Raw genomic sequence first — 19,489 nt, 5'->3', positions numbered from 1 at the left:
TCCTTTATTCGCTTATAAGCGTGGAGAATTAAAATGCGACATCCTTTAGTGATGGGTAACTGGAAACTGAACGGCAGCCGCCACATGGTTCACGAGCTGGTTTCTAACCTGCGTAAAGAGCTGGCAGGTGTTGCTGGCTGTGCGGTTGCAATCGCACCACCGGAAATGTACATCGATATGGCGAAGCGCGAAGCTGAAGGCAGCCACATCATGCTGGGTGCGCAAAACGTGGACCTGAACCTGTCCGGCGCATTCACCGGTGAAACCTCTGCTGCTATGCTGAAAGACATCGGCGCACAGTACATCATCATCGGCCACTCTGAACGTCGTACTTACCACAAAGAGTCTGACGAACTGATCGCGAAAAAATTCGCGGTGCTGAAAGAGCAGGGTCTGACTCCGGTTCTGTGCATCGGTGAAACCGAAGCTGAAAACGAAGCGGGCAAAACTGAAGAAGTTTGTGCACGTCAGATCGACGCGGTACTGAAAACTCAGGGTGCTGCAGCATTCGAAGGTGCGGTAATCGCTTACGAACCAGTATGGGCAATCGGTACTGGCAAATCTGCAACTCCGGCGCAGGCACAGGCTGTTCACAAATTCATCCGTGACCACATCGCTAAAGTTGACGCTAACATCGCTGAACAAGTGATCATCCAGTACGGCGGCTCTGTAAACGCGTCTAACGCTGCAGAACTGTTTGCTCAGCCAGACATCGACGGCGCGCTGGTTGGCGGTGCTTCTCTGAAAGCTGACGCTTTCGCAGTGATCGTTAAAGCTGCAGAAGCGGCTAAACAGGCTTAAGTCTGACAGGTGCCGGATTTCATATCCGGCACTTACTTTCCTTAACTCCTCGCCTTAACGCAAAATCTCACACTGATGATCCTGGATTTCCTCGGCTGAAGCACGGTTCAGCGTCAGTAGATTTCGTTGTGTCGCCAGCAAAACAAACGAATTATCACTCTGCCGCACCATCGCCAGCCCGTAGCTTCCCATATGTTCCCGCGCCTCAGGTACTTCTTCTGCCAGCATCATAAATGGGCTGCGTTGTACCAGTTCGCTTTCCGTTACCCGACGCGCCAGGTATTCATGCCCGCGCAAACCACCTGGCAGTGGCAACCAGCGGCTGCTGATGTTCGCCAGATTTTTATCCAGTTGTTCGCGCACATCAGGACGAATACAAGAGATATGAATATGAAAATGGTTTTGCGTACGCCCGGTGCGGGAGTTGATCGCCAAAGAAACCGCGCGATCGGGAACCGACTGACCGTATTTTTTGCTCATAAAATCACGCGCCTGCCAGGCCAACCAAAAGAAGTTCGGCGTTGAAGGATCGGTCAACAAAGGACTTTCAGTTCCGTTAATACGATACGTTGGCATCAACAGATATTGCAGTGGGCCATTAAGATCTTTTAAAACAACGTATCCGGCATTGGGTTTGACTTCCGCACATGGCGAAGGATTTTGATTTTGCTGCTGATTGGGCAAACATTCCTCAAGGACAATCTTACGTAATGTATCCGACTCTTCACCGGTTAATTTCCAGTAACCAATACCGGCAGCCACAACGGCGATAACTATCATCACCAAAAAAAGAAGACCCGCTTTTTTCATCTTTTTTTCCCTGTACCTCAAAGAGATGCAAGGGTAACGCAAAATCGTGACAAATAAAAAACCCGGTCGCGAGAAACCACCGGGTTTGATAATTATCCTGGAGAAATCAGCGTTTGCTGATCTGATCGAACGTACCGCCGTTAGCAAAATGCTCTTTTTGCGCTTTCGTCCAGCCGCCGAACTCTTCATCAATGGTGAATAACTTCAGCTTTGGAAACGCATTTTCGTACTTTTTCGCTACCTCAGCGTCGCGCGGACGGTAGTAGTTTTTCGCGGCAATTTCCTGACCTTCTGGCGAGTAGAGATATTTCAGGTAGGCTTCCGCCACCTCTTTAGTACCTTTTTTCTCAACCACTTTATCGACCACCGACACGGTTGGCTCTGCGAGGATAGACTCACTCGGCGTGACAATTTCGAATTTATCTTTCCCCAGTTCATTCGCTGCCAGCAGAGCTTCGTTTTCCCAGGCAATCAGTACATCGCCAATCCCGCGCTCGACAAAGGTGTTAGTGGAGCCGCGCGCGCCAGAATCCAGAACTTCGACGTTTTTATACAGTGCCCGAACAAAATCCTGTGCTTTTGCCTGATCGTTGTTGTTGTGATGCAGCGCGTAGCCCCAGGCTGCCAGGTAGTTCCAGCGCGCGCCACCAGAGCTTTTCGGATTAGGCGTGATCACCGAAACACCCGGTTTAATCAGATCGTTCCAGTCATGGATCTGCTTCGGATTGCCCTTACGCACTAGGAAAACAATGGTGGAAGTGTACGGTGCGGAGTTATCCGGCAGACGTTTGATCCACTCTTTATCAATCCGCCCGCGTTCCGCAATCGCGTCCACGTCATAGGCCAGAGCCAGAGTGACAACATCAGCTTCAATACCATTGATTACCGACGTCGCTTGTTTGCCTGAACCACCGTGTGACTGACGAATCACCACGTTATCGCCAGTTTGCTGTTTCCAGTGGGCGCTGAATGCCTTGTTGTACTGTTCGTACAATTCGCGCGTTGGATCATATGAAACGTTAAGAAGCTGAATATCCTTTGCCATAACGCTGGTTGCCGCCAGCAAAAATGTTAACCCTACGCCCCACTTGTTCATCGCCCGACTCTCTTATGTTGTGTTGTGATGAGCAAAGCGTGCCAGAAGGTTAACCAAACATTAAAGAATAAAAAAAGATTGGCTATAACTTGCGGGTATATGTTGGGGGATTAAAAAGGCGGAAGAAATCCGCCTCATATTGCTGACAAAGTGCGCTTTGTCCATGCCGGATGCGGCGCGAACGCCTTATCCGGCCTACAAAAGTTTGCAAATTCAATAAATTGCAGAATTCACGTAGGCCTGATAAGCGAAGCGCATCAGGCCTTTTTGCTTCTGTCATCGGTTTCAGGCTAAAGGAATCTGCCTTTTTCCGAAATCATTAATACAGTTTTTTCGCGCAGTCCAGCCAGTCGCCTTTGAACGGACGCTTCATGTTTTCGATAGCGTCGATGATGTCGTGGTGAACCAGCTGTTCGTTCTGGATACCTACGCAACGACCGCCGTAACCTGCCAGCAGCAGATCGATAGCGTAAGCGCCCATACGGGAAGCCAGAATACGGTCGTAAGGCATCGGAGAACCACCGCGCTGGATGTGGCCCAGCACTGTTGCGCGGGTTTCACGACCGGTTTCTTTCTCGATGAAATGTGCCAGTTCGTCAACATCACACATATGTTCGGTAATCGCCACGATCGCGTGTTTTTTACCTTTCGCGATACCCGCTTTGATTTCGTTTACCAGGTCTTCACGGCTGAATTCAACTTCCGGAACCACAACGAATTCACAGCCACCGGCAATGGCCGCAGCCAACGTCAGATCGCCACAATAACGGCCCATCACTTCCACCACGGAAATACGCTGGTGAGAAGAAGAGGTGTCACGCAGACGGTCGATCGCTTCTACAACGGTGCTCAGCGCAGTGAAGAAACCGATAGTGTAGTCAGTGCCTTTGATGTCGTTGTCGATAGTGCCAGGCAGACCGATGCACGGGAAGCCCATTTCGGTCAGACGCATTGCACCCATGTAGGAACCGTCACCGCCGATAACCACCAGCGCGTCGATACCACGTTTTTTCAGGTTTTCGATAGCCACGGCGCGGATGTTCTCGTCGCGGAATTCCGGGAAACGCGCAGAACCGAGGAACGTACCACCACGGTTGATCATGTCAGAAACGCTGTAACGGTCTAGCTGTACCATACGGTCTTCATACAGACCCAGATAGCCGTCATAAATGCCCATTACTTCCAGACCTTCTGTCAGCGCAGAACGAACAACCCCGCGAATTGCGGCGTTCATGCCTGGCGCATCACCGCCGCTTGTCAACACACCGATTTTCTTAATCATGACTACCTCTGAACTTTGGAATGCAAAATGAAATCTGTTGCCGGAAGTCTTCTTGCACATCGAAGTGATCCAACGAATGTGCAAATAGTATAACAATCACTTCCTGCTGAATTGATTCAGGTCAGGCCAAATGGCGGTATTTTATACACAAAATGCGGGTCTGGCTCTCTTTTATACTGATTATGAAAGCATAGACCGTTTACCCTCCCTGGGTACGACGGAACAGGGGTCCTGATGGATAATCACATCCGATCCCGGAAAACGCCGTAAAATAGCCTGCTCTACCTGATCCGCCACCATATGTGCCTGAACCAAAGGCAGAGAGTCTTCCATTTCCAAATGAATCTGAATAAAGCGGGTCGGCCCTGACTGCCGCGTGCGAAGATCGTGAGCGCCGCTAACACCCGGCCAGGAAGTCACGATATCAATAATTTCTTGCCGTTCTTCATCAGGCAATGCGCGATCCAGTAATGACTGTACCGCCTCATATCCCATGCGTAACGCGCTATATAAAATATAGATGCCGATTCCCAATGCAAACAGAGCATCGGCGCGATGCCAGCCGTACCAGGACAACCCCAGCGCCAGCAGAATTGCGCCGTTCATCATAACATCAGACTGGTAATGTAGCATATCAGCCCGCACCGCCTGGCTTTGCGTCCGGCGCACCACCCACCGCTGAAACGAGACAAGGATAATCGTACAAATTAGCGCCACAATTGTCACGATAACCCCGACGCCTGGATCTGTCATCGGTGTTGGAGATATCAGATGTTGAATACCCGTCAAAAACAGGAATAGTGCTGAACCGGAGATAAACATACTTTGCGCCAGCGCCGCGAGGGACTCAGCTTTACCGTGACCAAACGAGTGATTATCGTCGGCAGGTTGCAGGGAATATCGCACCACCAGTAAATTCGTCAACGACGCGCCGATATCCACCAGCGAATCCACCAGCGCGGCGAGAATACTCACCGACCCGGTATACCACCATGCAAAAATTTTAATCAGCAATAGCAGTGAAGCCATCGCCGTTGCAGCAATCGCCGCCCGACTGACCAGCCGTCCATAAGATTGATTCATAAATACTCCCGCTATCAACTGACGCTAGTATAACGGAAGCAAATCATCTGCAATGCATTAAGCAGCAAGCAAATTGAGGATAAAAAAAACCCCCACATCATGTGGGGGAAGACAGGGATGGTGTCTATGGCAAGGAAAACAGGGTTTACTACTGGGAACGTGAGTTGCTACTACTCAATAGCTTCAACGATGAACTTTTTTGCCATTGCGTCACGTCACGCAACTGCTCCATTCGTTGTTGATGTTTCTCATTTAAAACCGCTTGCTGCTCCGGCGTTAACAGGCGATACATTTGGTTGCGGACTTTTGCCATCTCAACCTGACGAGCAATTTGCTCATTCGCCATTTTTTCTGCCTGTGCGCGCACAGCGTTTTCATCAAAATTTTCTGCGGTGACAAGGCGATGCATTGTCTCCAGTTCGCTAACATTAACAGGAGGCTGTTCGTGCCGGGCCTGTTGCATAAGATCTCGCATCTGCTGACGCTGATGTTCGGTTAAACTTATGCCGTCGAACATATGGCTCTGCGTACTGCGCTGCGTAAGTTCTTCACCCGGATGCCAGTTATCGCCTGAACCGACTTCAGCAGCGTGGCTTAATGAACTGACTGCCAGCGTTGAGGCCATGACGGCAGCGGTAACTATGCGCATCATTTGCTCCCAAAATCTTTCTGTCGCGATTCAACGATAGAGAGTTTACGATTCAGGCTGCAAACATGCGTCAGGGGGTGTAAAACAACGTAAAGTCATGGATTAGCGACGTCTGATGACGTAATTTCTGCCTCGGAGGTATTTAAACAATGAATAAAATCCTGTTAGTTGATGATGACCGAGAGCTGACTTCCCTATTAAAGGAGCTGCTCGAGATGGAAGGCTTCAACGTGATTGTTGCCCACGATGGGGAACAGGCGCTTGATCTTCTGGACGACAGCATTGATTTACTTTTGCTTGACGTAATGATGCCGAAGAAAAATGGTATCGACACATTAAAAGCACTTCGCCAGACACACCAGACGCCTGTCATTATGTTGACGGCGCGCGGCAGTGAACTTGATCGCGTTCTCGGCCTTGAGCTGGGCGCAGATGACTATCTCCCGAAACCGTTTAATGATCGTGAGCTGGTGGCACGTATTCGCGCGATCCTGCGCCGTTCGCACTGGAGCGAACAACAGCAAAACAACGACAACGGTTCACCGACACTGGAAGTTGATGCCTTAGTGCTGAATCCAGGCCGTCAGGAAGCCAGCTTCGACGGGCAAACGCTGGAGTTAACCGGTACTGAGTTTACCCTGCTCTATTTGCTGGCACAGCATCTGGGTCAGGTGGTTTCCCGTGAACATTTAAGCCAGGAAGTGCTGGGCAAACGCCTGACGCCTTTCGACCGCGCTATCGATATGCACATTTCCAACCTGCGTCGTAAACTGCCGGATCGTAAAGATGGTCACCCGTGGTTTAAAACCTTGCGTGGTCGCGGCTATCTGATGGTTTCTGCTTCATGATAGGCAGCTTAACCGCGCGCATCTTCGCCATCTTCTGGCTGACGCTGGCGCTGGTGTTGATGTTGGTTTTGATGTTACCCAAGCTCGATTCACGCCAGATGACCGAGCTTCTGGATAGCGAACAGCGTCAGGGGCTGATGATTGAGCAGCATGTTGAAGCGGAACTGGCGAACGATCCGCCCAACGATTTAATGTGGTGGCGGCGTCTGTTCCGGGCGATTGATAAGTGGGCACCGCCAGGACAGCGTTTGTTATTGGTGACCACCGAGGGCCGCGTGATCGGCGCTGAACGCAGCGAAATGCAGATCATTCGTAACTTTATTGGTCAGGCCGATAACGCCGATCATCCGCAGAAGAAAAAGTATGGCCGCGTGGAACTGGTCGGTCCGTTCTCCGTGCGTGATGGCGAAGATAATTACCAACTTTATCTGATTCGTCCGGCCAGCAGTTCTCAATCCGATTTCATTAACTTACTGTTTGACCGCCCGCTATTACTGCTGATTGTCACCATGCTGGTCAGTACGCCGCTGCTGTTGTGGTTGGCCTGGAGTCTGGCAAAACCGGCGCGTAAGCTGAAAAACGCGGCCGATGAAGTTGCCCAGGGAAACTTACGTCAGCACCCGGAACTGGAAGCGGGGCCACAGGAATTCCTTGCCGCAGGTGCCAGTTTTAACCAGATGGTCACCGCGCTGGAGCGCATGATGACCTCTCAGCAGCGTCTGCTTTCTGATATCTCTCACGAGCTGCGCACCCCGCTGACGCGTCTGCAACTGGGTACGGCGTTACTGCGCCGTCGTAGCGGTGAAAGCAAGGAACTGGAGCGTATTGAAACCGAAGCGCAACGTCTGGACAGCATGATTAACGATCTGTTGGTGATGTCACGTAATCAGCAGAAAAACGCGCTGGTGAGTGAGACCATCAAAGCCAACCAGTTGTGGAGTGAAGTGCTGGATAACGCGGCGTTCGAAGCAGAACAGATGGGCAAGTCGTTGACGGTTAACTTCCCGCCTGGGCCGTGGCCGCTGTACGGCAACCCGAACGCCCTGGAGAGTGCGCTGGAAAACATTGTTCGTAATGCCCTGCGTTATTCCCATACGAAGATTGAAGTGGGCTTTGCGGTAGATAAAGACGGTATCACCATTACGGTGGATGACGATGGTCCTGGCGTTAGCCCGGAAGATCGCGAACAGATTTTCCGTCCGTTCTATCGTACCGATGAAGCACGCGATCGTGAATCTGGCGGTACAGGTTTGGGGCTGGCGATTGTTGAAACCGCCATCCAGCAGCATCGTGGCTGGGTGAAGGCAGAAGACAGCCCGCTTGGCGGTTTACGGCTGGTGATTTGGTTGCCGCTGTATAAGCGGAGTTAAACTCCGCATTGTAGGCAGGATAAGGCGTTTACGCCGCATCCGGCATTTGAGCAGGATGCCTGATGCGACGCTGATAGCGTCTTATCAGGCCTACACTCCGGGGGTTATTTTCCCCACAACCGGCGGGAAAAATCTTCGATCTTGCCGCTCAGTCGGCGCTTTTGCATCGTCCGCGTCCAGCTTTTCGATAACCCGGCGGCGGAGAGTAAACGGTGATACTGCTCGTCATCAAACGGCATATGCCATGCGATGGCGGCAGCCTCCTGCACGGTCACATCACTGACACGGGAAACCAACTCCAGTGGCGCATCAGCAGATACCAACCCTGGCGCAATCACGCTATACAACCACCCAACTTTACCCGTGTTTTGCATCAACTGCGCTATATCGCTGATATCAAAATGGTAATTGAGTTTATAGCAAGGTGAGCGTGGCTGGCTGACCTGAATTAATGCCTCTCCCCAGCGGAAAATATCGCCAATATAAACATTACTTTCCGTCAGACCGTCGGTTGAGAGATTTTCGCCAAACGCAGGCGCAACAAACAACTCCGCCTGTTCCGGAAATTCCCGCGCCCAGTAGAGATAGTGCTCACGAGGATAATGACACAGCGCTCTGTCTGGCCCGCCGTGAACCTTTTTCTCCGCCTGCTCGTCACCTTCCAGCCCCAGCTCCCTCAGCATCAACTCACCATCAACCTGGATTTTGGCAATTGCGCTGGGTTTGCCTTCGGGATAAGCCTGAATCTTGCCTGTGTATACATCAACCGGATATCGCATCTGTTCCCTCTCCACGAGAAATTTCCCCATTAGACCATATTTATTTTATGTCAGGCGTGCTGTTTTCGCGGTATGTATCCAGGCAGGAGCTCAATAGCAAACCGGACGAACGTTAGTTCATCCGGCTGTGGGGATTAAGGAAGCAGGTTTATTTTACCGTGCCTAAAATTTCGATTTTCGCCACTCTGGCTTTGACTTTACGTGACCAGATAGAGGTAAGAATTGGCACCAGAATCGAAGTCACAATGACCGCTGTCGCGACCAGCGAAGTTGCTGCCGGAGCCATCGGTTTAAACGCAGGCACCATTTCAGCAATCAGCACAGGTGTCGCTACCGCAGCCCCTGCGGAACTGGAAGCGGCAATTCCGGCAGTGCCATCGCCACCGCCAATCAATTTATCGGCGATAATCAACGGAATACCGGTCACGATAATTACTGCCACACCCAACAGGATCCCCAGCAAACCTGTCTGGGCAATTACAGTCAAATCAATGGTATTGCCCAGCGCGAAGGCAAAGAATGGAATCAGCGTCTGCACCGCTTTGCTGAAAAATTCTCGTAATTCAGGGTCAAGGTTCCCAAGGGCAAAGCCCACCAGGAACGGTAATACTGCGCCGACGAAAACATGCGGTTCAAACGAGGCAATCCCGGCAGTGCCCAGAATAATCATCGTCATGAGCGGCCCGGACTCCAATGACATCAACACAAATGCCCCAGCTTCTTCTTTTGTGCCGTACTGCTGCATGATGGAAGCGTAAAGTCCGCCGTTGGTCATATCCATCGCCGCCACCAGCGCCAGCGTTGAAAGTCCGGCAAAGAATCCAACTTCAACACCATGTTCCGGAATAATGCGCGAGGCAATTGCCGCAACCACCCACGCGACGGCAATTTTTGTTACCACCAGCGTGCCGGATTTACGCAATACCGTTCCCGTCGCGCTTAATTTTATTGACGCCCCCATGCAAAAAAACCACACCGCCAGAATGGGCACCGTACCGGTAATCATCCCGTTGGTGAATGATCCAAAATATTTCCCCGCCTCCGACGAGAAGGTGTGGCACAGTGCGCCAAGGAATAGCGGGACGAGCATCATCCCCCCCGGGATTTTCTCAATCGAGCGTTTTATCTGCATTTCCATCACCTGTCGGCATATTTTTAAGGGCTGATGCGTCATTCCTCAATGGAGCATCAGTGTTGATGGAAACGAAGATAGACATTCATTTAATCAATAAAAGTGATCAAAACCACATCAATTGAAACACTGTTTTATTTTTATCGGATCATTGTTTTTATTTTGAAATTGATCACAAAAAAACCACCGCCGTTGGCGATGGTTCATTTTTTAAGCTGATATGCGGCGTAAACGCCTCATTGCAGCAGGCGGCAAATGATTATTTTTTCGCCGCGAAACGTGCCGCTGCTTCGTCCCAGTTCACCACGTTCCAGAACTCTTTGATGTAGTCAGGACGGCGGTTCTGGAATTTCAGGTAGTAAGCATGTTCCCACACATCCAGGCCCAGAATCGGGAAGCCGGAAGCGCCAGAAATAGCTTCACCCATCAGCGGGGAGTCCTGGTTAGCAGTAGAAACCACCGCCAGTTTATCGCCTTTCAGCACCAGCCATGCCCAGCCGGAACCAAAGCGGGAAGCTGCCGCTTTCTCAAATTCTGCTTTGAAGTTATCAACGGAGCCGAAGTCACGTTCGATAGCCGCTTTCAGGTCACCCTGCAGGGTGGTGCCTTTTTTCAGACCTTTCCAGAACAGGCTGTGGTTAGCGTGACCGCCAGCGTTGTTGCGCAGTACGGTTTTCTTGTCTGCTGGCAGCTGGTCCAGTTTGGTGATCAGCTCTTCAACCGGCAGGTTGGCAAATTCTGGCAGGCTTTCCAGCGCCGCGTTGGCGTTGTTGACGTAGGTCTGATGGTGTTTGGTGTGGTGGATTTCCATGGTCTGCTTATCGAAGTGCGGTTCCAGGGCATCGTAAGCATACGGCAGGGATGGCAGGGTATAGCTCATATTCATCTCCAGTATTGTCGGGCGGCCGATTGTTAATGCCGCGTAAGCAGTTGGTTCATTATAGTTAATTAAATGATATTGAAAATGATTATCAATGCCGTACTTTTCGTAAGGGTATGGTTTTGCAGGAAAATGCCCGAGATGTGAAGCAAATCACCCACTTAATGCCGTGATTGCCAGTAAATCGACAACGGCGGCAACAGGCGAAAGGTTAATCGACAGCACGATTTTTACACTCATCTCGTCGGAGATGTGACGCGACGAAAAATGATGAGGATAAGAAGATGAGTAACGCGATTACGATGGGGATATTTTGGCATTTGATCGGCGCGGCCAGTGCAGCCTGTTTTTACGCTCCGTTCAAAAAAGTAAAAAAATGGTCATGGGAAACCATGTGGTCAGTCGGTGGGATTGTTTCGTGGATTATTCTGCCGTGGGCCATCAGCGCCCTGTTACTGCCGAATTTCTGGGCGTATTACAGCTCGTTTAGTCTCTCTACGCTGCTGCCTGTTTTTCTGTTCGGCGCTATGTGGGGGATCGGTAATATCAACTACGGCCTGACCATGCGTTATCTCGGCATGTCGATGGGAATTGGCATCGCCATTGGCATTACGTTGATTGTCGGTACGCTGATGACGCCAATTATAAACGGCAATTTCGATGTGCTGATTAATACCGAAGGCGGACGCATGACGTTGCTCGGCGTTCTGGTGGCGCTGATTGGCGTAGGGATTGTAACTCGCGCCGGGCAGTTGAAAGAGCGCAAGATGGGCATTAAAGCCGAAGAGTTCAATCTGAAAAAAGGGCTGGTGCTGGCGGTGATGTGCGGCATTTTCTCTGCTGGGATGTCCTTTGCGATGAACGCCGCAAAACCGATGCATGAAGCCGCTGCTGCACTGGGCGTCGATCCACTGTATGTCGCTCTGCCAAGCTATGTTGTCATCATGGGCGGCGGCGCGATCATTAACCTCGGTTTCTGCGTCATTCGTCTGGCAAAAGTGAAGGATTTGTCGCTAAAAGCCGACTTCTCGCTGGCAAAACCGCTGATCATTCACAATGTGTTACTCTCAGCACTGGGCGGGTTGATGTGGTATCTGCAATTCTTTTTCTATGCCTGGGGCCACGCGCGTATTCCGGCGCAGTATGACTACATCAGCTGGATGCTGCATATGAGCTTCTATGTATTGTGCGGCGGTATCGTCGGGCTGGTGCTGAAAGAGTGGAACAATGCAGGTCGCCGTCCGGTAACGGTGTTGAGCCTCGGTTGTGTGGTGATTATTGTTGCCGCCAACATCGTCGGCATCGGCATGGCGAATTAATCTTTCTGCGAATTGAGATGACGCCACTGGCTGGGCGTCATCCCGGTTTCCCGGGTAAACACCACCGAAAAATAGTTACTATCTTCAAAGCCACATTCGGTTGAAATATCACTGATTAACAGGCGGCTATGCTGGAGAAGATATTGCGCATGACACACTCTGACCTGCCGCAGATATTGATTGATGGTCATGCCAGTCTGCTGGCGAAATTGCTGACGCAAAACGCGCTCACTGCACGATGCCTCATCACAAAATTCATCCAGCGCAAAGGGACTTTTCAGGCTGGCCGCCAGCCGGGTAATCAGCTTATCCAGCAACGTTTCGCTGGATGTTGGCGGCAACGAATCACTGGTGTAACGATGGCGATTCAGCAACATCACCAACTGCCCGAACAGCAACTCTGCCATTTCGTTAGCAAACGGCACATGCTGACTACTTTCATGCTCAAGCTGACCGATAATCTGCCGCGCCTGCGCCATCCCCATGCTACCTAAGCGCCAGTGTGGTTGCCCTGCGCTGGCGCTAAATCCCGGAATCGCCCCCTGCCAGTCAAGATTCAGCTTCAGCCGCTCCGGGCAATAAATAATATTCTGCAAAACCAGATCGTTAACGGAAGCGTAGGAGTGTTTATCGTCAGCATGAATGTAAAAGAGATCGCCACGGGTAATGCGATAAGGGCGATCGTTGAGTACATGCAGACCATTACCGCGCCAGACAATCACCAGCTCACAAAAATCATGTGTATGTTCGGCAAAGACATCTTGCGGATAACGGTCAGCCACAGCGACTGCCTGCTGGTCGCTGGCAAAAAAATCATCTTTGAGAAGTTTTAACTGATGCGCCACCGTGGCTACCTCGGCCAGAGAACGAAGTTGATTATTCGCAATATGGCGTACAAATACGTTGAGAAGATTCGCGTTATTGCAGAAAACCATCCCGTCCCTGACGAATATCACGCGGTGACCAGTTAAACTCTCGGCGAAAAAGCGTCGAAAAGTGGTTACTGTCGCTGAATCCGCAGCGATAGGCGATGTCAGTAACGCTGGCCTCGCTGTGGCGTAGCAGATGTCGGGCTTTCATCAGTCGCAGGCGGTTCAGGTAACGCTGAGGCGTCAGTCCCGTTTTCTGCTTAAGCTGCCGATGTAGCGTACGCAGCGAAAGAGAAAATTGATCCGCCACGGCATCCCAATTCACCTCATCGGCAAAATGGTCCTCCAGCCAGGCCAGAAGCAAGTTGAGACGTGACGCGCTGTTTTCCAGGTTCTCCTGCAAACTGCTTTTACGCAGCAAGAGCAGTAATTGCATAAATAAGATCTCGCGACTGGCGGTCGAGGGTAAATCATTTTCCTCTTCCTGCTGTTCCATCTGTGCAACCAGCTGTCGCACCTGCTGCAATACGCTGTGGTTAACGCGCCAGTGAGACGGATACTGCCCATCCAGCTCTTGTGGCAGCAACTGATTCAGCCCGGCGAGAAACTGAAATCGATCCGGCGAGCGATACAGCACATTGGTCAGACACAGATTATCGGTATGTTCATACAGATGCCGATCATGATCGTGGACGAAACAGACCGTGCCACCGGTGATGGTATAGGGCTGCCCATTAAACACATGAATACCCGTGCCATGTTCGACAATCACAATTTCATGAAAATCATGATGATGTTCAGGAAAATCCGCCTGCGGGAGCCGGGGTTCTATCGCCACGGACGCGTTACCAGACGGAAAAAAATCCACACTATGTAATACGGTCATACTGGCCTCCTGATGTCGTCAACACGGCGAAATAGTAATCACGAGGTCAGGTTCTTACCTTAAATTTTCGACGGAAAACCACGTAAAAAACGTCGATTTTTCAAGATACAGCGTGAATTTTCAGGAAATGCGGTAAGCATCACATCACCACAATTCAGCGAATTGTGAACATCATCACGTTCATCTTTCCCTGGTTGCCAATGGCCCATTTTCCTGTCAGTAACGAGAAGGTCGCGAAGTCAGGCGCTTTTTAGACTGGTCGTAATGAAATTCAGCAGGATCACATTTATGACCTTTCGCAATTGTGTCGCCGTCGATCTCGGCGCATCCAGTGGGCGCGTGATGCTGGCGCGTTACGAGCGTGAATGCCGCAGCCTGACGCTGCGTGAAATCCATCGTTTTAACAATGGGCTGCATAGCCAGAACGGTTATGTCACCTGGGATGTGGATAGCCTGGAAAGTGCCATTCGCCTTGGGCTAAACAAGGTGTGCGAGGAAGGGATTCGTATCGATAGCATTGGGATTGATACCTGGGGCGTGGACTTTGTGTTGCTCGACCAACAGGGTCAGCGCGTGGGCCTGCCTGTTGCTTATCGCGATAGCCGCACCAATGGCCTGATGGCGCAGGCACAACAGCAACTCGGCAAACGCGATATTTATCAGCGTAGCGGCATCCAGTTTCTGCCCTTCAATACGATCTATCAGTTGCGTGCGCTGACGGAGCAACAACCTGAGCTTATTCCACACATTGCTCACGCTCTGCTGATGGCGGATTACTTTAGTTATCGCCTGACCGGCAAGATGAACTGGGAGTACACCAACGCCACGACCACGCAACTGGTCAATATCAATAGCGACGACTGGGACGAGTCGCTACTGGCGTGGAGCGGTGCCAACAAAGCCTGGTTTGGTCGCCCGACGCATCCGGGTAATGTCATTGGGCACTGGATTTGCCCGCAGGGTAATGAGATTCCGGTGGTCGCCGTTACCAGCCATGATACCGCCAGCGCGGTTATCGCCTCGCCGTTAAACGGTTCACGCGCCGCTTATCTCTCTTCTGGCACCTGGTCATTGATGGGCTTCGAAAGCCAGACGCCATTTACCAATGACACGGCGCTGGCCGCCAATATCACCAATGAAGGTGGGGCGGAAGGTCGCTATCGGGTGCTGAAAAATATTATGGGCTTATGGCTGCTTCAGCGGGTGCTTCAGGAGCGGCAAATCAACGATCTCCCGGCGCTTATCGCCGCGACACAGGCACTTCCGGCCTGCCGCTTCATCATCAATCCCAATGACGATCGCTTTATTAATCCTGACGCGATGTGCAGCGAAATTCAGGCTGCGTGTCGGGAAATGGCGCAACCGATCCCGGAAAGTGATGCTGAACTGGCGCGCTGCATTTTCGACAGTCTGGCGCTGCTGTATGCCGATGTGTTGCATGAGCTGGCGCAGCTGCGCGGTGAAGATTTCTCGCAACTGCATATTGTCGGCGGCGGCTGCCAGAACGCGCTGCTCAACCAGTTATGTGCTGATGCCTGCGGTATTCGGGTGATCGCCGGGCCTGTTGAAGCCTCGACGCTCGGCAATATCGGCATCCAGTTAATGACGCTGGATGAACTCAACAATGTGGATGATTTCCGTCAGATCGTCAGCACCACCGCGAATCTGACCACCTTTACCCCTAATCCTGACAGTGAAATTGCCCACTATGTGGCGCGGATTCACTCTACACGACAGACAAAGGAGCTTTGCGCATGACCACTCAACTGGAACAGGCCTGGGAACTGGCGAAACAGCGTTTCGCGGCGGTGGGGATTGATGTCGAGGAGGCGCTGCGCCAACTTGATCGTTTACCCGTTTCAATGCACTGCTGGCAGGGCGATGATGTTTCCGGTTTTGAGAACCCGGAAGGTTCGCTGACCGGGGGGATTCAGGCTACTGGCAATTATCCGGGCAAAGCGCGTAATGCCAGTGAGCTGCGTGCCGATCTGGAACAGGCTATGCGGCTGATTCCGGGGCCGAAACGGCTTAATTTACATGCCATCTATCTGGAATCAGACACACCCGTCGCGCGCGACCAGATCAAACCAGAGCACTTCAAAAACTGGGTTGAATGGGCGAAAGCCAATCAGCTCGGTCTGGATTTTAACCCCTCCTGTTTTTCGCATCCGCTAAGCGCCGATGGCTTTACGCTTTCCCATGCCGACGACAGTATTCGCCAGTTCTGGATTGATCACTGCAAAGCCAGCCGTCGCGTTTCTGCCTATTTTGGCGAGCAACTTGGCACACCGTCGGTGATGAACATCTGGATCCCGGATGGCATGAAAGATATCACCGTTGACCGTCTCGCCCCACGTCAGCGTTTGCTGGCAGCACTGGATGAAGTGATCAGCGAGAAGCTGGATCCGGCGCACCATATCGACGCCGTTGAGAGCAAATTGTTTGGTATTGGCGCGGAGAGCTACACGGTTGGCTCCAATGAGTTTTACATGGGGTATGCCACCAGCCGCCAGACGGCGCTGTGCCTGGACGCCGGGCATTTCCACCCGACTGAAGTGATTTCCGACAAGATTTCCGCCGCCATGCTGTATGTGCCGCAGTTGCTGCTGCACGTCAGCCGTCCGGTTCGCTGGGACAGCGATCACGTAGTGCTGCTGGATGATGAAACCCAGGCGATTGCCAGTGAGATTGTTCGTCACGATCTGTTTGACCGGGTGCATATCGGCCTCGACTTCTTTGATGCCTCTATCAACCGTATTGCTGCGTGGGTCATTGGTACACGCAATATGAAAAAAGCCCTGCTGCGTGCGTTGCTGGAACCTACCGCTGAGCTGCGTAAGCTGGAAGCGGCGGGCGATTACAGTGCGCGTCTGGCACTGCTGGAAGAGCAGAAATCGTTGCCGTGGCAGGCGGTGTGGGAAATGTATTGTCAGCGTCACGATACCCCAGCAGGTAGCGAATGGCTGGAGAGCGTGCGGGCTTATGAAAAAGAAATTTTGAGCCAGCGTGGGTAAACACTGCCGGATGCGGCGCGAGCGCCTTATTCGGCCGACAGATCGTGCATCCGACAACACCGAATTTACAGGAACACCGAACATGCAAAACATTACTCAGTCCTGGTTTGTCCAGGGAATGATTAAAGCCACCACCGACGCCTGGCTGAAAGGCTGGGACGAGCGCAACGGCGGCAACCTGACGCTACGCCTGGATGACGCCGATATCGCGCCTTATCACGACAACTTTCATGCACAACCGCGCTATATCCCGCTCAGCCAGCCCATGCCTTTACTGGCAAATACACCGTTTATTGTCACCGGCTCCGGCAAATTCTTCCGCAACGTCCAGCTTGATCCTGCGGCTAACTTAGGCGTCGTAAAAGTCGACAGCGACGGCGCGGGCTACCACATTCTCTGGGGGCTAACTCACGAAGCCGTTCCAACCTCTGAACTTCCGGCGCACTTCCTCTCTCATTGCGAACGCATTAAAGCCACCAACGGTAAAGATCGGGTGATCATGCACTGCCATGCCACCAACCTGATCGCCCTTACCTACGTACTGGAAAACGACACCGCGGTCTTCACTCGCCAACTGTGGGAAGGCAGCACCGAATGTCTGGTAGTGTTCCCGGATGGCGTCGGCATTTTGCCGTGGATGGTGCCCGGCACGGACGAAATCGGCCAGGCGACCGCACAGGAAATGCAAAAACATTCGCTGGTGTTGTGGCCCTTCCACGGCGTCTTCGGCAGCGGTCCGACACTGGATGAAACATTCGGTTTAATCGACACCGCAGAAAAATCAGCACAAGTATTAGTGAAGGTTTATTCGATGGGCGGCATGAAACAGACCATCAGTCGTGAAGAGTTGATAGCACTCGGCCAGCGTTTCGGCGTTACACCACTCGCCAGTGCGCTGGCGCTGTAAGGAGCAAACATGATCCGCAAAGCCTTTGTCATGCAGGTTAACCCCGACGCCCACGAAGAGTATCAGCGTCGGCATAATCCAATCTGGCCGGAACTGGAAGCAGTGTTGAAATCTCACGGTGCGCATAACTACGCCATTTACCTCGACAAAGCGCGTAATCTGCTGTTTGCCACGGTAGAGATTGAATCTGAAGAACGGTGGAATGCGGTTGCCAGCACTGAAATCTGCCAACGTTGGTGGAAATATATGACCGACGTTATGCCAGCTAACCCGGATAACAGCCCAGTCAGTAGCGAGCTGCAAGAAGTGTTTTACCTGCCTTAATGAGTTGCGGTGCCGGAAAATATCTAGCACCGCGCCTTCATCAGAAGAAGTATTTAAAGCGAACGCGTGCCCCGTAACGGTCATCAGTATCATCACCGTGTTTTTTATCACCGTCGCTATCCAGAATGGAGTAATACGTCCCGAGGTAAATATTAAAGTTCTCCATATCCATCACATTAGCGAACTGATAAGACGCATGAATGGTATGAATGGTGTACGTCCCTTCATCATCAATCCAGCAGTCGTTATCACAAACTACACCGCTGAATTCATCAATCTTATTGTGCGCGTAGATATAACCCAGCTCGAAACGTTTCCACAGCGCGTTAATCCCGGCAGTGAAATCTTTCTCATTATTAGCATCTAAATAGGCGGTATTAAGATTAACCACGACGCCATTTTCCGGATCCGTTTTCAGGCCATTCCAGGTCATGCTCATACCATAGCCGGTACGATCGGACTGATCGACAAAATTACCCTTGCTATCGGTATAACCATAAGCATTATTTACCACGTTCGCTTCCATCGCTGCGGAAACGGTGAATTCTTCTGTCGGCGACCAGGCAATTACCGGACGCATATAAGCAACATTTTTCTGCTGCTCCATATCGCGTCCATGATAATTACCGTCATTATATAAAGATGTTCCGTCTTCAAGTAACGTGTTTAATTCAAAATACCAGTTATCGAGTTGTTTGCTGACGAGGAAATTACCGCCAGCGTTAGAGCGCCCGCGGCCCTCTTTCATCATATAGATATAACCGCTGCCATCGTCATAAAGATCGTTCGCAGTATTACCGGAATGTTCAACAAAGGTATCCTGATTCAGCGGGAACATATCGTAGGCTTCAAAACGGCCTACTTTGACCTTCCAGTCGTTTTCTTTGCCAAAGAAGAATACCGCATCATCGATATTTACTGAACCGTGCATGTCCCCCAGCGGTTGTGCGGAGAACCCGGCGAAATAACCATTATCCAGTTTTCGCATACCATCAAAACCTAACAGAATACGACCATTGAGATTCCACTGTTCATTAGTGGGATCGCTATTCACATCAGCGTTGGTCATTGCCAGCAGGCCATGATTACTTTCTGCATCCATATTAAATTCTACGTCGCCGTAGATTTTTAAATCGCCATAACCTGAGAGCAAAAGATTAGGTGAGGTGGAATTTTTCTTTGCAGATTCCGCCGTTGCCTGTCCATTTACCGGCGTATTGCCCTGGGCAGCCTTAATTTCGCGGATCTCAGCGGCTTGTTGTGTCTGCAGCTGTTTAACCTGGCTCTCTGCTTTTGCTGCCCGCATTTCTGCCGCTTCCAGGCGTTCTTCCAGCAATGCCATGCGTTGTTCCAGCGTTAAATGCTGTGTTTTTGCCATTCCGGTACTACATGCCAATAATAAACCGATGGCTAAAGATAATGTCGATTTTTTCATTATTT

19 protein-coding genes are annotated in these 19,489 nt (G+C 51.3%); 8 read left to right on the top strand and 11 right to left on the bottom strand.

Annotated features, from left to right (window positions below; all coding sequences use genetic code 11):
* Nucleotides 1–33 precede the first annotated feature (33 nt).
* Entirely contained in the window at nucleotides 34–801 is a 768-nt protein-coding gene (tpiA, locus tag ACJHX3_RS17075; protein ID WP_001216325.1) for a triose-phosphate isomerase, read from the top strand.
* A 54-nt stretch (nucleotides 802–855) separates the two neighbouring features.
* On the opposite strand, the gene cdh is transcribed toward tpiA, so the two are convergent.
* From cdh to cpxP, 5 genes are all read right to left on the bottom strand, one after another.
* Complete coding sequence (gene cdh / locus ACJHX3_RS17070) at nucleotides 856–1,611, bottom strand: CDP-diacylglycerol diphosphatase (RefSeq protein WP_001469196.1); 756 nt, start codon at nucleotides 1,609–1,611, stop codon at nucleotides 856–858.
* Between the two features lie 106 nt (nucleotides 1,612–1,717).
* Nucleotides 1,718–2,707 (bottom strand): sulfate/thiosulfate ABC transporter substrate-binding protein Sbp, encoded by a 990-nt coding sequence (sbp, locus tag ACJHX3_RS17065; RefSeq protein WP_001045689.1) that lies wholly within the window; start codon nucleotides 2,705–2,707, stop codon nucleotides 1,718–1,720.
* 319 nt (nucleotides 2,708–3,026) lie between these two features.
* Nucleotides 3,027–3,989, bottom strand: coding sequence for a 6-phosphofructokinase (pfkA, locus tag ACJHX3_RS17060; protein WP_094321786.1), 963 nt, complete (start codon nucleotides 3,987–3,989; stop codon nucleotides 3,027–3,029).
* 180 nt (nucleotides 3,990–4,169) lie between these two features.
* Nucleotides 4,170–5,072 (bottom strand): CDF family cation-efflux transporter FieF, encoded by a 903-nt coding sequence (fieF, locus tag ACJHX3_RS17055; RefSeq protein WP_001076742.1) that lies wholly within the window; start codon nucleotides 5,070–5,072, stop codon nucleotides 4,170–4,172.
* Between the two features lie 148 nt (nucleotides 5,073–5,220).
* Complete coding sequence (cpxP, locus tag ACJHX3_RS17050; protein WP_001223800.1) at nucleotides 5,221–5,721, bottom strand: cell-envelope stress modulator CpxP; 501 nt, start codon at nucleotides 5,719–5,721, stop codon at nucleotides 5,221–5,223.
* Between the two features lie 149 nt (nucleotides 5,722–5,870).
* Between cpxP and cpxR the strand changes: the two genes are divergently transcribed.
* The gene (gene cpxR / locus ACJHX3_RS17045; RefSeq protein ID WP_001033722.1) at nucleotides 5,871–6,569 is read left to right on the top strand and encodes an envelope stress response regulator transcription factor CpxR; all 699 of its coding nucleotides are present in this window, start codon (nucleotides 5,871–5,873) and stop codon (nucleotides 6,567–6,569) included.
* Entirely contained in the window at nucleotides 6,566–7,939 is a 1,374-nt protein-coding gene (cpxA, locus tag ACJHX3_RS17040; RefSeq protein ID WP_000580417.1) for an envelope stress sensor histidine kinase CpxA, read from the top strand. Before cpxR ends, cpxA begins: the two co-directional genes overlap by 4 nt.
* Before the next feature lie 104 nt (nucleotides 7,940–8,043).
* Here the strand turns inward: cpxA and yiiM are convergent, their stop codons facing one another.
* The 3 genes from yiiM to sodA all read right to left on the bottom strand — a co-directional run bounded on the left by yiiM (nucleotide 8,044) and on the right by sodA (nucleotide 10,730).
* A complete protein-coding gene (gene yiiM / locus ACJHX3_RS17035) occupies nucleotides 8,044–8,718 on the bottom strand; it encodes a 6-hydroxyaminopurine reductase (RefSeq protein ID WP_042097029.1) in 675 nt (224 codons plus the stop codon).
* A 148-nt stretch (nucleotides 8,719–8,866) separates the two neighbouring features.
* Nucleotides 8,867–9,850 (bottom strand): 2-keto-3-deoxygluconate transporter, encoded by a 984-nt coding sequence (kdgT, locus tag ACJHX3_RS17030; protein ID WP_094321787.1) that lies wholly within the window; start codon nucleotides 9,848–9,850, stop codon nucleotides 8,867–8,869.
* A gap of 259 nt (nucleotides 9,851–10,109) precedes the next feature.
* Complete coding sequence (gene sodA, locus ACJHX3_RS17025) at nucleotides 10,110–10,730, bottom strand: superoxide dismutase [Mn] (protein ID WP_001297064.1); 621 nt, start codon at nucleotides 10,728–10,730, stop codon at nucleotides 10,110–10,112.
* Nucleotides 10,731–11,014: 284 nt separating this feature from the next.
* Here sodA and rhaT point away from each other — a divergent pair, with 284 nt between their 5' ends.
* Nucleotides 11,015–12,049, top strand: coding sequence for an L-rhamnose/proton symporter RhaT (gene rhaT / locus ACJHX3_RS17020; RefSeq protein WP_410236182.1), 1,035 nt, complete (start codon nucleotides 11,015–11,017; stop codon nucleotides 12,047–12,049).
* Here the strand turns inward: rhaT and rhaR are convergent.
* Together rhaR and rhaS are read right to left on the bottom strand one after the other, a co-directional pair.
* Nucleotides 12,046–12,894: an HTH-type transcriptional activator RhaR gene (rhaR, locus tag ACJHX3_RS17015; RefSeq protein ID WP_024211942.1), complete on the bottom strand. Its 849-nt coding sequence runs from the start codon at nucleotides 12,892–12,894 to the stop codon at nucleotides 12,046–12,048. The genes rhaT and rhaR overlap by 4 nt on opposite strands.
* Nucleotides 12,895–12,967: 73 nt before the next feature.
* Nucleotides 12,968–13,804 (bottom strand): HTH-type transcriptional activator RhaS, encoded by an 837-nt coding sequence (gene rhaS, locus ACJHX3_RS17010; RefSeq protein ID WP_094308648.1) that lies wholly within the window; start codon nucleotides 13,802–13,804, stop codon nucleotides 12,968–12,970.
* Nucleotides 13,805–14,092: 288 nt separating this feature from the next.
* Between rhaS and rhaB the strand changes: the two genes are divergently transcribed.
* The 4 genes from rhaB to rhaM all read left to right on the top strand — a co-directional run bounded on the left by rhaB (nucleotide 14,093) and on the right by rhaM (nucleotide 18,049).
* Nucleotides 14,093–15,562 (top strand): rhamnulokinase, encoded by a 1,470-nt coding sequence (rhaB, locus tag ACJHX3_RS17005; protein WP_024216531.1) that lies wholly within the window; start codon nucleotides 14,093–14,095, stop codon nucleotides 15,560–15,562.
* The gene (gene rhaA, locus ACJHX3_RS17000; RefSeq protein ID WP_025210074.1) at nucleotides 15,559–16,818 is read left to right on the top strand and encodes an L-rhamnose isomerase; all 1,260 of its coding nucleotides are present in this window, start codon (nucleotides 15,559–15,561) and stop codon (nucleotides 16,816–16,818) included. Before rhaB ends, rhaA begins: the two co-directional genes overlap by 4 nt.
* 82 nt (nucleotides 16,819–16,900) lie before the next feature.
* Entirely contained in the window at nucleotides 16,901–17,725 is an 825-nt protein-coding gene (gene rhaD, locus ACJHX3_RS16995; protein ID WP_001179732.1) for a rhamnulose-1-phosphate aldolase, read from the top strand.
* A gap of 9 nt (nucleotides 17,726–17,734) precedes the next feature.
* A complete protein-coding gene (gene rhaM / locus ACJHX3_RS16990; protein WP_000619508.1) occupies nucleotides 17,735–18,049 on the top strand; it encodes an L-rhamnose mutarotase in 315 nt (104 codons plus the stop codon).
* Between the two features lie 40 nt (nucleotides 18,050–18,089).
* Here the strand turns inward: rhaM and ACJHX3_RS16985 are convergent, their stop codons facing one another.
* Nucleotides 18,090–19,484, bottom strand: a complete 1,395-nt coding sequence (locus tag ACJHX3_RS16985; RefSeq protein WP_042063220.1) for a carbohydrate porin — start codon at nucleotides 19,482–19,484, stop codon at nucleotides 18,090–18,092.
* Nucleotides 19,485–19,489: the final 5 nt, after the last annotated feature.

Origin of the sequence: Escherichia sp. WS1265, assembly GCF_046487585.1 — a bacterium.
Classification (GTDB): Bacteria; Pseudomonadota; Gammaproteobacteria; order Enterobacterales; family Enterobacteriaceae; genus Escherichia; species Escherichia coli.
Note: the sequence above shows the minus strand (reverse complement) of the source record. Positions and strands in the feature narration are given on the sequence as shown.

Bases quoted from the DNA above. Each gene is read 5' to 3' on its own strand.
- rhaM (WP_000619508.1), top strand. From the start codon at position 17,735: ATGATCCGCAAAGCCTTTGTCATGCAGGTTAACCCCGACGCCCACGAA.
- sodA (WP_001297064.1), bottom strand. From the start codon at position 10,730: ATGAGCTATACCCTGCCATCCCTGCCGTATGCTTACGATGCCCTGGAA.
- fieF (WP_001076742.1), bottom strand. From the start codon at position 5,072: ATGAATCAATCTTATGGACGGCTGGTCAGTCGGGCGGCGATTGCTGCA.
- sbp (WP_001045689.1), bottom strand. From the start codon at position 2,707: ATGAACAAGTGGGGCGTAGGGTTAACATTTTTGCTGGCGGCAACCAGC.
- rhaB (WP_024216531.1), top strand. From the start codon at position 14,093: ATGACCTTTCGCAATTGTGTCGCCGTCGATCTCGGCGCATCCAGTGGG.
- rhaT (WP_410236182.1), top strand. From the start codon at position 11,015: ATGAGTAACGCGATTACGATGGGGATATTTTGGCATTTGATCGGCGCG.
- cpxA (WP_000580417.1), top strand. From the start codon at position 6,566: ATGATAGGCAGCTTAACCGCGCGCATCTTCGCCATCTTCTGGCTGACG.
- pfkA (WP_094321786.1), bottom strand. From the start codon at position 3,989: ATGATTAAGAAAATCGGTGTGTTGACAAGCGGCGGTGATGCGCCAGGC.
- tpiA (WP_001216325.1), top strand. From the start codon at position 34: ATGCGACATCCTTTAGTGATGGGTAACTGGAAACTGAACGGCAGCCGC.
- yiiM (WP_042097029.1), bottom strand. From the start codon at position 8,718: ATGCGATATCCGGTTGATGTATACACAGGCAAGATTCAGGCTTATCCC.
- kdgT (WP_094321787.1), bottom strand. From the start codon at position 9,850: ATGCAGATAAAACGCTCGATTGAGAAAATCCCGGGGGGGATGATGCTC.
- cpxP (WP_001223800.1), bottom strand. From the start codon at position 5,721: ATGCGCATAGTTACCGCTGCCGTCATGGCCTCAACGCTGGCAGTCAGT.
- cdh (WP_001469196.1), bottom strand. From the start codon at position 1,611: ATGAAAAAAGCGGGTCTTCTTTTTTTGGTGATGATAGTTATCGCCGTT.
- rhaA (WP_025210074.1), top strand. From the start codon at position 15,559: ATGACCACTCAACTGGAACAGGCCTGGGAACTGGCGAAACAGCGTTTC.
- ACJHX3_RS16985 (WP_042063220.1), bottom strand. From the start codon at position 19,484: ATGAAAAAATCGACATTATCTTTAGCCATCGGTTTATTATTGGCATGT.
- cpxR (WP_001033722.1), top strand. From the start codon at position 5,871: ATGAATAAAATCCTGTTAGTTGATGATGACCGAGAGCTGACTTCCCTA.
- rhaS (WP_094308648.1), bottom strand. From the start codon at position 13,804: ATGACCGTATTACATAGTGTGGATTTTTTTCCGTCTGGTAACGCGTCC.
- rhaD (WP_001179732.1), top strand. From the start codon at position 16,901: ATGCAAAACATTACTCAGTCCTGGTTTGTCCAGGGAATGATTAAAGCC.